General features: G+C 62.3%; 11 protein-coding genes and 1 tRNA gene. 5 read left to right on the top strand and 7 right to left on the bottom strand.

The genetic code is table 11. The annotated features are described in order from the left end of the window. Position 1 precedes the first annotated feature (1 nt). The 3 genes from ABFC66_RS06175 to ABFC66_RS06165 all read right to left on the bottom strand — a co-directional run bounded on the left by ABFC66_RS06175 (position 2) and on the right by ABFC66_RS06165 (position 3,304). On the bottom strand, positions 2 to 349 hold the full coding sequence (locus ABFC66_RS06175; protein ID WP_293459815.1) for a cupin domain-containing protein: 348 nt from the start codon (positions 347 to 349) through the stop codon (positions 2 to 4). 57 nt (positions 350 to 406) lie between these two features. Further along, positions 407 to 2,743, bottom strand: coding sequence for a cbb3-type cytochrome c oxidase subunit I (locus tag ABFC66_RS06170; protein ID WP_293459813.1), 2,337 nt, complete (start codon positions 2,741 to 2,743; stop codon positions 407 to 409). Positions 2,744 to 2,827: 84 nt separating this feature from the next. Continuing rightward, positions 2,828 to 3,304: a hypothetical protein gene (locus tag ABFC66_RS06165; protein ID WP_293459811.1), complete on the bottom strand. Its 477-nt coding sequence runs from the start codon at positions 3,302 to 3,304 to the stop codon at positions 2,828 to 2,830. 172 nt (positions 3,305 to 3,476) lie between these two features. Between ABFC66_RS06165 and ABFC66_RS06160 the strand changes: the two genes are divergently transcribed. Both ABFC66_RS06160 and ABFC66_RS06155 read left to right on the top strand, forming a co-directional pair. Further along, entirely contained in the window at positions 3,477 to 4,181 is a 705-nt protein-coding gene (locus ABFC66_RS06160; RefSeq protein WP_293459809.1) for a Crp/Fnr family transcriptional regulator, read from the top strand. 153 nt (positions 4,182 to 4,334) lie between these two features. After that, positions 4,335 to 5,522, top strand: coding sequence for an NnrS family protein (locus ABFC66_RS06155; RefSeq protein ID WP_346740090.1), 1,188 nt, complete (start codon positions 4,335 to 4,337; stop codon positions 5,520 to 5,522). Between the two features lie 353 nt (positions 5,523 to 5,875). On the opposite strand, the gene ABFC66_RS06150 is transcribed toward ABFC66_RS06155, so the two are convergent. The 3 genes from ABFC66_RS06150 to ABFC66_RS06140 form a co-directional block, all read right to left on the bottom strand. Then, the gene (locus ABFC66_RS06150; protein WP_293459805.1) at positions 5,876 to 7,234 is read right to left on the bottom strand and encodes a PAS domain S-box protein; all 1,359 of its coding nucleotides are present in this window, start codon (positions 7,232 to 7,234) and stop codon (positions 5,876 to 5,878) included. A 206-nt stretch (positions 7,235 to 7,440) separates the two neighbouring features. After that, positions 7,441 to 7,593 (bottom strand): hypothetical protein, encoded by a 153-nt coding sequence (locus tag ABFC66_RS06145; protein WP_346740089.1) that lies wholly within the window; start codon positions 7,591 to 7,593, stop codon positions 7,441 to 7,443. A 345-nt stretch (positions 7,594 to 7,938) separates the two neighbouring features. Beyond that, positions 7,939 to 8,015 (bottom strand) — tRNA-Arg (locus ABFC66_RS06140). A gap of 468 nt (positions 8,016 to 8,483) precedes the next feature. Between ABFC66_RS06140 and ABFC66_RS06135 the strand changes: the two genes are divergently transcribed. Further along, the gene (locus tag ABFC66_RS06135) at positions 8,484 to 8,984 is read left to right on the top strand and encodes a PAS domain-containing protein (protein WP_346740088.1); all 501 of its coding nucleotides are present in this window, start codon (positions 8,484 to 8,486) and stop codon (positions 8,982 to 8,984) included. A gap of 15 nt (positions 8,985 to 8,999) precedes the next feature. Here ABFC66_RS06135 and ABFC66_RS06130 read toward each other — a convergent pair whose 3' ends face one another. Beyond that, a complete protein-coding gene (locus tag ABFC66_RS06130; RefSeq protein WP_346740087.1) occupies positions 9,000 to 9,917 on the bottom strand; it encodes an ABC transporter ATP-binding protein in 918 nt (305 codons plus the stop codon). A gap of 278 nt (positions 9,918 to 10,195) precedes the next feature. Between ABFC66_RS06130 and polA the strand changes: the two genes are divergently transcribed. Both polA and ABFC66_RS06120 read left to right on the top strand, forming a co-directional pair. Then, positions 10,196 to 13,060: a DNA polymerase I gene (gene polA, locus ABFC66_RS06125; RefSeq protein ID WP_346740096.1), complete on the top strand. Its 2,865-nt coding sequence runs from the start codon at positions 10,196 to 10,198 to the stop codon at positions 13,058 to 13,060. Positions 13,061 to 13,082: 22 nt separating this feature from the next. Continuing rightward, complete coding sequence (locus ABFC66_RS06120) at positions 13,083 to 14,138, top strand: hypothetical protein (RefSeq protein ID WP_346740086.1); 1,056 nt, start codon at positions 13,083 to 13,085, stop codon at positions 14,136 to 14,138. The last annotated feature ends 34 nt before the right edge of the window (positions 14,139 to 14,172 follow it).

Genomic DNA, 14,172 nt, shown 5'->3' with positions numbered 1-14,172 from the left:
GTCAGCCGATTTCCGCTGGAGCGTGATCCAGGAAGATTGTCAGAAGAAGGGACGTGTCCTCGATTGCCTTGACCGAATGCGGCGCGCCTCCCGCGAGATAGACCCACTCATTGGTCCGCAAGGTGATGGGCCTGGGGTGGACGTCGAGTTCGACATGACCTTCGAGGCAGTGCAGCGTGATTTCGCCGGAGACCTTGTGTTGGGGTATTTCGTCGCCCGCGTGGACAACCAGTCGAATGGCTTCGAAATGATCGGTCTTGACGATGGCCGCGGTTGTCGCCTCCTTCAGTCCAACGCCAATCGGTGTGAGATCGACGATCTCACCGGGTTTCGCGTGATGCAACGCCATAAGCCGTGGTCCTCATATTCTTCCGATACCGGTCGGGTTCGCAGGATGCGCCGATAGTCATTCCGCTGCCTGAGGGCTGGTAGGCAACGGCTTGCGGAAGATCAGACGATCTACCACCAGGGGATAAATCGGCCGCAGCTTGACGATGAAATCCCAGGCCATCAGCAACGCGCCGGCCGCAAACAACACATCGCCTGGCAGCCGCATCCATTGCCAGAACAACGTCGTGTCGTAGAAGGCGCTGCTGCGGGCGTAGGCAAGGCCATGCTCATAAACGGCGTCGAGCTGCGCCCAGCCGATTGGGAAGAAGTTGAGCAGTATCCACAGCACCAGCCCGCCATTGTAGAGCCAGAACGCCCAAAGCCCGAGCTTTTCGCTGAAGGCGGGACGCTCCGCATGGATGTACCGCAGGCAGAAATAGATCAACCCGATCGCCAGTTCGCCGAACGCGCCGAACAGCGCGGTATGGGCATGGTTGAGCGTCAGGAAGGTGCCGTGCTCGTAATAGTTCACCAGCGGCGCGTTGAGCGTGCCGCCGCCGAACACGCCAGCGCCGACGAAATTCCAGAACGCCGCCCCGATGACGTATGTGTAGGCCAGCCGGTATTTGAACTCCTGATGCGCCTTGATGAGGCGGTAGTGATTGATCGCCTCGATGATCAGCAGCACCAGCGGCAACACCTCGATGAAGGAGAACATGCTCCCCATCGGTACCCACATGCTAGGACCGCCGGCCCAATAAAGGTGATGGCCGGTGCCGATGACGCCGCCGAGGAAGATCAGGATGATCTCGAAATAGGTCGCCCGTTCGGCGAGCTTGCGCGAGACCAAGCCGACCGACATCAGGAGATAGGCGCTCATCGTGGCGGCGAAGAACTCGAACGATTGCTCGACCCACAGATGGACCACCCACCAGCGCCAGAAGTCGGTAAGCGTGAAGGTCTTCTCGATCCCGGTGAGCGGGATCATGCCGAACACGTAGAGAACTGCGATGTTGATCGTGGACGCCCAGATCAGGTGCTCCATGCGGATACGGCCGGTCCAGAACTGTCCGGCCGCCTTCCGCCAGAGCGCCGTGCTCGGCCAGAGCGCCCGCATCACGAGCAGGCTCCACAGCGCCAGCCCGATGAAGAAGCCGATCTGCCAGAACCGACCAAGCTGAATGTAGGAGAGGCCCTGGTTGCCGAACCAGAACCAGTTCTGGTCGATCACCCCCATGATGCCGAGATAATCGCCGATCAGCGCCCCGGCGACGACGAGCAGCGTCACCCAAAACAGGAAATCCACCAGCCAGTGCTGTCCCTTGGCTTCCTGGCCGCCGGCGATGGCGGGCGCCAGGAACAGCGCCGCGCCGATCCAAGACAGGCCAATCCAGACGATCGGCGCCTGGATATGCACGTCGCGCAGGAAGTTGAAGGGAAGCCAGTCGTTAATGGAGATGCCGTAGAAGCTCGTCCGATCGTAATAGGAATGCGCCATGATGATGCCGGCGCCGATCTGCACGAGAAGGAGCGCGGCGACGGCTAGAAAATACTTGCCTATGCGCCTTTGGCTTGGCGTGAGCGGCCGGAACGTCGCCAGCACCGGGTCCATCGGCGCGTCGTCTGGGTTGTTCAAGAAGAATTCGTAGATGAACAGCACCACGCCGAAGGCGAAGAAGGTGAAGCAGAAGCTGGCCCAGGTCCAAATGAAGGTGTTGGTCGTGGGTGTGTTGCCCACCAAGGGTTCGTAGGGCCAGTTCTGGGTCCAAGACCAGGTCACGCCAGGCCGACGCGCCACCGTCGTCAGTGCGGAGAACACCAGGAAATCCGCCGTCTTGACCGCGAGCTGCGGCGCGAGGCTGTAGGCTGGCGTCCATCCTTTGGCGGGATTGGCGGTGTTCAACGACTTCGCAAGTGCGTCGCGCACCGTCACCAGGGCATCGGCCAATGGGCCAGGAAGCACGACCTCCGGCTTGGTCAGATCGACGCCTTGCAGCGCGCGGCGCATCGCGGCGGTGGCAGAGGCCTGTTGATCGGCCGTCAGCTCGACAAATGGTTTGCCGAACGTGGCCAGCGCCACATTGTTCTGGGTCGTCGTACCCAGAGCCACCAGGGTCGAGGCGGTGTAGTCCTCGCCGTAATAGGAGCCCATCCCGTAGAGGCTACCGTAATCCATCAGGTCGGCTTTCTGGAAGCCGCCCTTGCCCGCGACGATGTCGTCGTCCGTCATCAGCACGGACCCGTTCGCGGTGACGAAACTGTCCGGCTGCGGCGGCGCGGTGCGGTAGGTCTCAACTGTCGCCCAGGCAAGCAGACCGAACGTGGCGATGGCGACGACCAGCAGCACCCACTTGAGGACGTTGCTGACGGGATCTTCGACCGGCGGGTCGATCTGCTCGGCTGCCAATGTCATGATTTCAGTCCGTGCTCAGCGTTCATGCCCCGTCCTCCCAGCGTGTTTGCCCGGCCGGCCGCTTGTGACCGAGTCCCGACCTATTCAAAAGATCGACCATCCATGGCTTCCGGCAACCGCGCCCAGGATTGTCAGGACACTCAACGCCAGTAGCACCCCATGCGCGCGGTGCAGCCAGGCGAAGGCCGCCTGCGGTCGATTGCTCGCCCATCGTCGAAAATGACGATGCAGAATCAAAGGCTCAGCGATGAAGAGGATAAAGGCGAACAACAGCCAAAGACAGACCATGGCATGCATCCACCAGAAGCCGGCGCTGCGGAACCGCTCCCAAAGGTCAAGCCGCCAAGTCATGTAAAGGCCGGTCAAACCGACCAGGATGACAGCCGTCCGCGCCTGCCAGACGAACCGATGCTCGATCGCCTGAAATGCGCGCATCCGGTCCTCGCCGAGATCGCCCCGCCGCACGGCCGGCAGCACGACGGTGGTCGCCATCGACACGCCACCGATCCAGATGACGACGGCGAGGATATGCAACGCCCGGGCGACGATGACGTCAGTCACGAGGTAACTCGTCTCTGCGTGGGCGAGCCCCGGGCTCAGAGCGCCAATTCAAAGTACCCATCCATCAAATCCCCCCTTTGATCTGACGCAATCTTACGGTGAACATGGATCCGCGAGTTTGCGCTGGAGCAAACTGCTCCCCTTCCGCGCCGGAGGCAGGTAATGTATTTCCATGATGGACTTTGCGCTCGCCCCCCAAACCCTTGCCGCAATGGAGCTTTTCCAGGGGCTCGCGGTCTCGGCGCTTGAGACGATTGCCGCCCGTACGCGGGTGCGGCGGCTATCGAAGGACTTGCGCATCTTCAGCCAGGGCGATGAAGAGGTCCGCGCGCATGCCGTGATCGAGGGTGGCGTGCGCATCACTCAATCCGGCAGCGACGGCGCCCAAGTCGTCATCCGCTTCATCGGACCCGGCGAAATGTTCGGGACCGTTTCGCTATTCACCGACGGGCGCTATCCCGCCGACGCGATTACGTTGGCCGAAACCCTGGAGGCGAGCTGGAGCGAGGCTGAACTGCTCGACCTGATCCACCGTCACCCGCAGATCGGCGTCAACGTCATCCGCATCATCGGGCGGCGCCTGCAGGAGGTGCAGGAGCGAGTGCGCGAGCTCGCGACCCAACGTGCGGAACGGCGCGTGGCTCATGCGCTGCTGCGGCTGGCGCACCAGGCCGGCCATAGTACGATTGACGGGACGGCGATCGAGTTTCCTCTACGGCGCAAGGATGTGGCGGATATCTCCGGCACGACGCTCCATACTGCCAGCCGCATCCTGACAAGCTGGGAAAAGGCAGGCTTCCTAACGACGCGCGACCGACGCCTGACGATCCGTCATCCATCGGAGATTCTAAGAATCTCGGAGGAAGCGTCCGACTGACATCGCGCCGTAAGCAGGGTTGCGCTGGCGCAAACCTTCGCGCCGGTTCGCGCCATATTGTTGAACCGTGCGGCGGCGGTGTCTGTTCGCGACGCCAGTGCGGTCTCGGTGGAACCGCGACGGAGAAGAATCCACCAGCGAACGAGGTGTATGGTGGCCACAGCGGCGCCCCTTTCGATGAGCAAGCCTCCGGCCAGCTTATGGTCCTTGGCTTTTCGGCCATTCTTCCTGGCGGCGGCAATCTGGGCGGCGCTGGCGCTCGCTTTATGGATCGTCGTCTTCATGACCGGCGGCATATTGCCAAGCCGCTTCGATCCGCTTTCCTGGCATATCCACGCCATGCTGTTCGGCTTCGTGCCAGCGGCGATTGCCGGCTTCATGCTGACCGCGATTCCCAACTGGACCGGCCGCCCGCCGATCCAAGGCGGGCGGCTGATTGCGCTGGTCCTGCTCTGGCTGCTCGGTCGCATCGCCTGCCTCGTGTCGGCAACAATGCCGCTCTGGATGGCCGCCGCAGCCGATCTGGCCTTTCCCGTCATGCTCTGTGCCGTCGCGACGCGCGAGATCGTCGCGGCGCGAAACTGGCGCAACCTGATCATGCCGGTCCCGATTGCCGTGCTCGCTATCGCAAACCTGCTTATGTATCTTGAACTCGCGGGGTACGACCTGCGGGCGGGTCTCGGATGGCGCCTCGGAATCGTCGCCATCATCGCGCTCATTTCGGCGATTGGCGGCCGCATCATTCCGGCCTTCACCCGCAACTGGCTGGTGAAGCGCGGCGTCACCGTGCTTCCCGCCGCGCGTGACGTGATCGACCGTCTCGCACTTGCGGTCCTCCATACCGGTCTTCTCGGCTGGGCAATTTTTCCCACCTCGAAGCCGGTCGGCGCGATCCTAGTAGCGGGTGCCGTGCTCAATCTCTGGCGGCTCTGCCGTTGGCGTGGCTTCGCGACCATCGCCGAGCCACTGCTCGCGATCCTGCACGTGGGATATGCCTGGGTGATTTTGGGAGCCGCGTTTCTCGGCGCCAGCCTGCTGACGAACATAGTGCCGGAAGCAGCGGCGATCCACGCATTCACAGCCGGGGCCATCGGCACGATGGTGCTCGCCGTCATGACGCGCGTGGCGCGCGGACACACCGGCCGCGCGCTCGAAGCCGACCGAGTCACGACGCTAATCTATGCAATGATCACGGTTGCGGGTCTCTCGAGAATCGCGGCCGCGTTTGCAGTCTCATACGCTGTGCCCGTGCTCGATCTCTCAGCTTTGCTATGGGTGATGAGTTTCCTACTGTTCGCCGCCATCTACGGGCCAATGTTGGTTTCGCCGCGCATCAGCTGACATCCGCACCCGCCGCAAGTTCAGCATCCTGCCAGCACACGATTACCGTGATCAGCTTCCGTACCCACACGCTGCGGCGCGAGGGTCAGGCTTCGTTACCATGCTATAGTGCCTTCCCCGACATGTGACCGATGCGCTGACGCCAACTCGACATGCGCTTCCGTGTCGCCCCCTTGCAGCATCTCCCACATCATTCCATCAGCTTCATGAGGTGCGTCGTCGGACGAAACAGGAACTCAGCCGTGAACCGTCTACGTGTCCTCATGGTGGATTGTCCTCTTCATCAAATCCACCTACCAGGCTGTCTCAGAAACCGGGACCACCTCAGCCCTTGGAGCGGCCGTGAGGCGAATTCAAGTCGGGGTTCGCCCGATGGAAAGTTCTACCAAATTGGTGACCCGTCCGAGCTCAGCCTCGAGCTCGTATCGCAGACCTTCGGGACGGTAGTCGACGCTGACATGGATGCAGAATCCATGTGCGACGTCATTGAGGATCGTGTGGCCGAAGCCTTGTCGCGTCGGTTGCTTCGGCGGCGGTCCTCCGGACTCCTCCCAGACGAACCTCAGATGTTCGCCATCTTGGTGGCCGGAAACCGCAATGACACCCTCCGGAGCCGACAGGGCGCCATGCTTGACTGCGTTCGTTGTCAACTCGTGAACGATGAGCGCGAAATCCTGGGCCGCGGTCTGGGAAAGCATGACGTCGCACCCCTCGATAGTCGCGCGGTCTGCGAACGGAGCGAGTTCTCCCTTGACGATGCTGGCGAGCGGCGCGGTGGTGGTCGCCAGGAACAGGTCGTGGGTGCGAGCCAGCGCTTGAATGGTGGCTAGGTATTGTTTGCGCGCCTGAGCGACGGTCCGGTCGTCGGTCATCGTTCGCATAGCGATCGCCTGGACGACGGCGAGCAGATTGCGACCGCGATGGCGAACCTCGTCCATCAATACCTGCTGGCGCCGCTCGATGGCCTTGCGCTCGCTGATGTCGGCGACCGTCGCCAGAGCCCCGCGGCGGCCATCCCGTTCGAAAGGGTTCAGCCCGACCTCGACCGGCATTGTCGTTCCGTCCTTGTGACGGCCCTGCAGATCGCGACCGACGCCCATCGGTCGGGTTTCTGGGTTTTGAAGAAAAGTCGCCCGCAATTTCGAATGCCCGTCACGCAGCTCCTTGGGCAGAAGTATGTCGACCGATTGCCCCAAGAGCTCGCTGCGTAGATAGCCGAACTGTTGCTCGACGGCCCTGTTGACCAATTGAACAAGGCCAGCTTCATCCACGGCGATTACGCCGGTCGGTTCAGCGTCGAGGACGAATCGAATGTTGTCGGCTTGCCTCCACAGCCGATCGATCGCCCTGTCGAGGAGGCTCACCAGCCCGACTTGCATGAAGGCCACGATCCCAAACAAAGCAAGCGGCATCAAAGCGGACGGCGTGAACGTCCAGGCGTGGGGCGACGAAAGGAAAAAGTAGTCTACCGCGAAGCTGGATGTGATCGCGGCCAACACGCCGGCTCGTGGGCCTCCGATGGTCGCGGCAAGTATGATCGCCAAACAAAAGATGAGGAACGGACCGGCGGCTAGCAGTTCGCTTGCCGCCATGCCCGCAAGGATGGAAGCCCCGACGGCAACGATTGCCACGCCGTAGCCGATCCACGGTCTGCGCCGGAGCCGGCGCAACCGCTCGAGTCGAGTCAGGAAGCGATCGGGACGAAAGGGCATTTGATGACATCGTGCTGAAGCCTGTTCAGGCTTACTCTATCCCGGTTATGCCGAACTTGCGGAACTTTCGCTTTTTCCACTTCTTTGGGCTTTCAGCTGGTTGAGATGGCGAGCTAAGCCCCTAATTCGCACAGATCGAACTGCCGCCAGGATCGATAGGGTTCAGGCCCGGCCCAAGTCTATCAAGCTCATGTCTCTTCCGGGAGCTAGCCGTGAGCGAGACCGCCCACTTCTGCCTCGGGCAGGCCGCGGAAATCCAACATCACGTCCGGGTTGTCGCCCTTGGAATTGACCGGGTGGTCGAGCGCGATGTTGGAGCCGAAGGTCATCGCGAGGCAGGCCACGTAGAGCTCAGTCACCTTGTTCGCGGCGTCATCCGTCACTGGGCTGGCCGCGTTCTGTAGGACGGTCGTTTTGCTGAGCATCTTCAGATGGGGACCAACCGACCGAAGTCGGGGCGATCTTTGACTCCGACCACCTTACCAGCCAGATCCACGAACCCCATCGCCGCTCGCGCGACAGGGCGCGGATCGGTCGGTCGACGATCTGGGTTCTTCCACATGTTGAGGACACCGATCATAGCCAAGGCTTCGCCTTCGGCCGCGCCGTCCTGGCGCAAAGGATGGATAGGACAAGCAACGGTCCTCAGGGAGAGGCGCCGCAATGCGCGGCGCCAGCAAACGTCCAATCTCTCATGTCAGAGATGGCGCACCCGACAGGATTCGAACCTGTGGCCTCCACCTTCGGAGGGTGGCGCTCTATCCAGCTGAGCTACGGGTGCATCTCTCATTCGCCTAGCCCGTCCGACCTTCAGAGGTCAACGGACTCGGACAACTTCAATCGAGCCTCTCATTCCGAACGCTGAAACCGCCGTGCTGGCGCACGCTTCGCTACGCGCTCGTTCGCCGCCGTTCTCCGAAAACTGCTTACGCGGTGCTTACGCGAAGATTTTTTCAGATCGGGTAACTCACCGAAAGGCTCTCAACCTACTGAAACTAGTTGCTTTTTTCCACTTTCTTCCAAGCCAAATCCCCTTGACATCAGCCTTCGGAGGGCAGCGCTCTATCCAGCTGAGCTACGGGTGCCCGGGCGGGGCTGACCCCGCGCGATTGGGCGCAAACTAGAGGAAAGCGGCGGGCATGACAATCGGCCAATCCGGCCCCGCTTGGACCGCCATGCGAATTGATCTATACCCGACGCCGGGTTTGAACGGCCGCCGGGGGGCTGCCGGCGTGGGTCTGGGGCTTTGATGTCTGCGCATTTGCGGCTTTCTCCTTTCGATATATTTCTCGATCCGCTTCTCGACCTCCAGGACTCGAGGCTGCGCGAATTGCTGTCCTACTGGAATGGCAAGAGGGCGGGCCGTGCCATGCCGGCCCGGGCCGATGTGAGCCCGGCCGAGATCGTGAGCCATCTGCCCTCGGTCTTTCTGATCGGGGCGGAGCCTCCGGCGGTGAGCCCGGCCCATTTTCACGTGAGGCTGATGGGGACGGCGCTGAACGAGCTATTCGCCGCCGACTTCACGGGCCGGACGCTCGATGAGGGGCTGCCCGAAAAGGCATCGTCGGCGCTGGCCAAGGTGCTGGGCGTCGTCTGCGAGCTGCGCCGCCCCTTGCGGCTTCATGGACAGGCGGTTTTCGACGAGGAGCAGGGACCAACGGAGATCGAGGCCGTCTTCATGCCGCTGACGCTCGCCGGCGCACGGGTCGAAATGGCGATGGGCGAATTGGTGAAGCGCGCGTCGGCCTGAAGGGCGGGGGTGCCGTCAGGCGCCCTGGGCGCGCTTTGTTCCGGTCAGTTGCAGGAATACATCTTCGAGGTCCGATTCCTCGGTCGAGATATCGACGATCTCCATTCCGCTCGCCCGTACGCGATCGAGAATGTCCATCACGCCGGCCTCGACCGGATTGTAGAGGATGGCGAGCGCGCCGCTCGGCGTGATCTCGGTTCTGAGTCCCTCGATCGCCGCATTCTCGGCCGTCACCGGCCAGACGGTGCGGATGATGAGCTTCTTGTCGGTGACGCGGCCAATCAGCGCCTGCGTCGGTTCGCAGGCGACCACCTCGCCCTTGTCGATGATGGCGATGGTGTCGCAGAGCTCCTGCGCTTCCTCGAGATAATGGGTCGTCAGCACGATGGTCGTGCCATTGGCATGGAGGTGCTTGACGTAATCCCAGAGCTGCTTGCGCAGTTCGATGTCGACGCCGGCGGTGGGTTCGTCGAGGACCAGCACCGGCGGATTGTGAACCATCGCCTTGGCGACCAGCAGGCGCCGCCGCATGCCGCCCGAAAGCGTTCGCGCATAGGCATCGGCCTTGTCTTCGAGCCCCATGGCGCGGAGGATTTCCATCGTCCGCCGCTCGCGCTTGGGCACGCCGTAAAGGCCCGCCTGAAGCTCCAGCGCCTCGGCGGGCGTGAAGAACGGGTCGATGTTGAGTTCCTGCGGCACGATGCCGATGGAGGCCCGCGCCTGGCGCGGATTGTCGTCGATGTCGAAGCCCCAGACAGAGGCTGTGCCCGAGGTCTTGACGACGAGGCCGGCGAGAATGTTGATGAGCGTCGATTTGCCGGCGCCATTGGGGCCGAGAAGGCCGAAGATCGAGCCCTGCGGCACGGAAATGTCTATGCCTTTCAGCGCTTCCTTGGCCGGCTGGCCGTTGCTCGCCTTGTAGATCTTGCGCAAGGACCGGACCTCGATCGCACAAGGCGCGGACGTTTCCGGCGAGGGTGCGCCCGGACTGGTCATGGCTCTGGAAGGCAAGGACTCTGTCGGCAGGATTTCGGCCATTGGCGGCTCTTTATGTATCGGCCCGACACTGGTAGCACCGGCCGTTGAACGGGGTCAAATCCAGTGCTTTGGGCTCTGGCGGGAGGCGCTATGATGCGACCCTCCGGAGTGAATATAGGAAGGCAATCGGCGTGGCGAAGAGCGGACCGGCAGAAAAAGCGGCGGAAAGACCCCTGAAGAAGGGCGACCATCTCTTTCTGGTCGACGGGTCCGGCTACATCTTCCGCGCCTATCACGCATTGCCGCCGCTGACGCGCAAGTCCGACGGCCTGCCCACCGGCGCCGTCGCGGGCTTCTGCAACATGCTCTACAAGCTCATCGAGGACACGAAGGACGAGTTCGAGCCGACCCATCTCGCCGTCATCTTCGATGCCTCGGGCAAGACCTTTCGCAACGACCTCTACCCGCTTTACAAGGCGCAGCGCCCCGAGCCGCCGGAAGACCTGCGTCCGCAATTCGCTCTGGTGCGTGACGCGGTACGCGCCTTCTCCGTGCCCTCGATCGAGATGCTGAATTATGAGGCCGACGACCTCATCGCCACCTATGCGCGGCTTGCGCGGGAAGCGGGCGCGCGCGTCACCATCGTTTCCTCCGACAAGGATCTGATGCAGCTCGTCTCCGACGATGTCGACATGCTCGACACCATGAAGATGAAGACGATCCGCCACGCCGAAGTGATCGAGAAATTCGGCGTACCGCCGGAAAAGGTTGTCGATGTGCAGGCGCTGGCGGGCGACAGCGTCGACAATGTGCCGGGCGTTCCGGGCATCGGCATCAAGACGGCGGCAGAACTCATCAATCAATATGGCGATGTCGAAACGCTGCTCGCACGCGCCTCCGAGATCAAGCAGCCGAAGCGCCGCGAGAATCTGATCGAGAATGCCGAACTCGCACTCATCTCGAAGAAGCTCGTCACGCTGGATCAGAACGTGCCGATCGATGTTCCCGTCGAGGAGATGGGCATTCACGACCCCAATCCCGAAAAGCTCATCGCCTTCCTGAAGGACATGGAATTCACGACGCTGACGCGCCGCGTCGGCGAACGTTTCGGGGTCGATGTCGAGAAGGTCGCGCCTGCGGGCGAGCATCCATCGCATCCTGCTGCCGAAGAAAAGCCCGCCCGCGCCGAAGCAACGCCGTCGCAGGTGGGCGGCGTTCCAGGGGCCACGCTTGCGGGACTCGACGCGCCGTTCAAGGATGCACGGCACGTCGCCGTGACGACGCTTGCCGAGTTGCAGGCGTGGATCGCGCGGGCGCGTGAGGCAGGCATTGTCGCCGTCGATACGGAAACGGACTCGCTCGACCCGATGCAGGCGCGCCTCGTCGGCTTCTCGCTCTGCTATGAGCCGGGCCTTGCCTGCTATGTGCCACTGCAGCATGGGAGCGGCGGCAGTCTCGATCTCGACAATTCGGCGATGCAGGCGCAGATTCCCATGCGCGACGCGCTCGCCGCGCTGAAGCCTCTCTTTGAAGATCCCTCGATCCTCAAGGTTGGCCAGAACCTCAAATATGACCTCACCGTCTTTGCGCAGCATGGTCTGACGCTTGTTGCGCATGACGACACGATGCTCATGTCCTATGCGCTCGACGCCGGACTCCACGGTCACGGCATGGACGAGCTTTCCGAGCTTCATCTCGGCCACAAGCCGATTCCCTATTCGGAAGTCGCAGGGAGCGGCAAGGCGCAGGTGACGTTCGATCAGGTGACGGTGGACAAGGCGGTGGCCTATGCCGCCGAAGATGCAGATGTGACGCTCCGCCTTTTTCATGTGCTGCGCCCGCGCCTCGTCGCCGAGCATCGCCTGACCGTTTACGAAACGCTGGAGCGTCCGCTCGTGCCCGTTCTCGTCGATATGGAACGCGCAGGCATCAAGGTCGATCGCAATGTGCTGGCGCGGCTTTCCGGAGATTTCGCGCAGAAGATGGCGCAATACGAGGAGGAGATTTACGAACTCGCGGGCCACCGCTTCAACATCGGCTCGCCCAAGCAGCTCGGCGAAATCCTCTACGACAAGATGGGCCATGAAGGCGGCAAGAAGACCAAGACCGGCGCCTGGTCGACCGACGCCGACGCGCTCGAAGCGCTCGCCGCGCAAGGCCACGATCTGCCGCGCCGTGTACTCGACTGGCGCGGGCTGTCGAAGCTGAAAAGCACCTATACCGACGCGCTTCCTTCTTTCATCCATCCCGAGACGGGCCGCGTCCATACGAGCTATTCACTCGCCGCGACGTCCACGGGCCGACTTTCGTCGAGCGATCCGAACTTGCAGAACATCCCGGTTCGCACCGAGGATGGCCGCAAGATCCGCACGGCTTTCGTCGCGGAAAAAGGCAACAAGCTCATCTCGGCGGACTATAGCCAGATCGAGTTGCGTCTTCTCGCGCACATCGCCGATATCGACGCGTTGAAGAAGGCCTTCGCGGAAGGCATGGACATTCACGCCATGACGGCCTCCGAAATGTTTGGCGTGCCGGTCCAGGGAATGGATCCATCGGTGCGTCGCCGCGCCAAGGCGATCAATTTCGGCATCATCTACGGCATTTCGGCTTTCGGTCTCGCGAACCAGCTCGGCATTCCGCGTCAGGAGGCGGGCGAATATATCGACCGCTATTTCAAGCGCTTCCCCGGCATTCGCGCCTATATGGAGGCGACCAAGGAGCAGGCGCATACGCATGGCTTCGTCGAGACGATCTTCGGCCGCCGCGTGCATCTGCCCGCCATCAACTCGAAGAACCCGGCCGAGCGCGCCTTCAACGAGCGCGCCGCCATCAACGCCCCCATTCAGGGCGCCGCCGCTGACATCATCCGCCGCGCCATGATCCGCATGCCCGACGCGCTGCGCGACGCGAGGCTCTCGGCGCGCATGCTGCTTCAGGTGCATGACGAACTGATCTTCGAGGCTCCCGACGACGAGGCGGAAGCGACCTGCAAGCTCGTTTCGAAGGTGATGGCAGATGCTGCGGAGCCTGCGGTCAAACTATCCGTGCCGCTCGACGTCGAGGCGCGCGCGGCGAACAATTGGGACGAGGCGCATTGAGCGAGAGCGTGGCGGGGGATTCGTGAGCAAAAAGGGAGAAGACCGGAGCTTCGGCTGGGAGACGCGGCTTGTGCTTGCCTCGCCCCTCAATCTGTTCTGGACGGGCGCCGCCATTGCGGTGCTGCTCTATCTGAGCTTCATGTCCTGCGCGCTCTGGAACGGCCTCAACATTGTCATCGACCGCGCGGGCGATCCGACGCTTTCATCCGACGCGTGGACTGCACTCTGTATGTCGCTGCTCTGGTGGACCATCATCAGCCTTGGCCAGTACACCCGGAGCGCCAATCTGGCGGAAGCCTGGAAGCTTTCGAAGCTCGGCGTTTCGATGAGTGTCGAAAGGCTCGCCGAACTTGAGCGCGGGCCGACGCGCGTCGCGCATCGCCGCGCCGCGTTCTTCGGCCTTATTGGTGCGGCGGCGGGCTTTGTTTTTTATACGATCGTCTATCGCCCCGATGGGCAGGTGGTCTGGCCTTCCAACATGACGCTGACCAATGCCTGGTTCTTCGTCATGACGCTCGGCCTCTTCACGGAGATTTTCCGCAGCCTCTCCTTCCTGCGCATGGATACCTCGGTCTTTGTGCGTGACCTCGATCACCGCGTGGCGATCGACCTTCTCGACATATCGAAACTCGACGGTTTCGGACGTATCGCGCTGCGCGGCGCGCTTCCCTGGCTTCTTACCGGCACCATCGTGTTACTTCTTCTTCTCGGCCAGCGCTCGACGGAGCTGTTCCTGCCATTGATAGCCGGGCTCGTCGCAAGCGCGACCATCGTTTTCGCTTGGCCCATGTGGCGTGTGCACAGGCTCATCGACAATGCAAAAAAGGTCGAGCTTGCACGGCTTCGCCGCGAGATCTTCGAGACGCGCGCCGTCTTTGATAGCCAGGGCGCCGAAAGCGATCGTGCTGCGCCGCGGCTTTCCGCACTTCTCGCGCTCGAAGGACGTGTCGAAAAGGCGCGCGAATGGCCGCTCGACATGCCGACTGTCTTCCGCTTCGGGCTTTATCTCGCGCTGCCGCTCGGCTCCTGGCTCGGCGGCGCCATCGTGGAGCGCATTTTGGCTCTCGTCATGGGCTGAAAAGCGCGGAACAATGCCCTATCTCATTTCGATG

The organism is Parvibaculum sp. (genome assembly GCF_039680535.1).
GTDB lineage: Bacteria > Pseudomonadota > Alphaproteobacteria > Parvibaculales > Parvibaculaceae > Parvibaculum.
This window is presented reverse-complemented; position numbering and strand designations above follow the sequence as displayed.

What these genes read in the sequence shown, in the direction of transcription:
- ABFC66_RS06175 (WP_293459815.1), bottom strand. Translation starts at nt 349, where the DNA reads ATGGCGTTGCATCACGCGAAACCCGGTGAGATCGTCGATCTCACACCG.
- ABFC66_RS06170 (WP_293459813.1), bottom strand. Translation starts at nt 2,743, where the DNA reads ATGACATTGGCAGCCGAGCAGATCGACCCGCCGGTCGAAGATCCCGTC.
- ABFC66_RS06160 (WP_293459809.1), top strand. Translation starts at nt 3,477, where the DNA reads ATGATGGACTTTGCGCTCGCCCCCCAAACCCTTGCCGCAATGGAGCTT.
- ABFC66_RS06150 (WP_293459805.1), bottom strand. Translation starts at nt 7,234, where the DNA reads ATGCCCTTTCGTCCCGATCGCTTCCTGACTCGACTCGAGCGGTTGCGC.
- ABFC66_RS06135 (WP_346740088.1), top strand. Translation starts at nt 8,484, where the DNA reads ATGTCTGCGCATTTGCGGCTTTCTCCTTTCGATATATTTCTCGATCCG.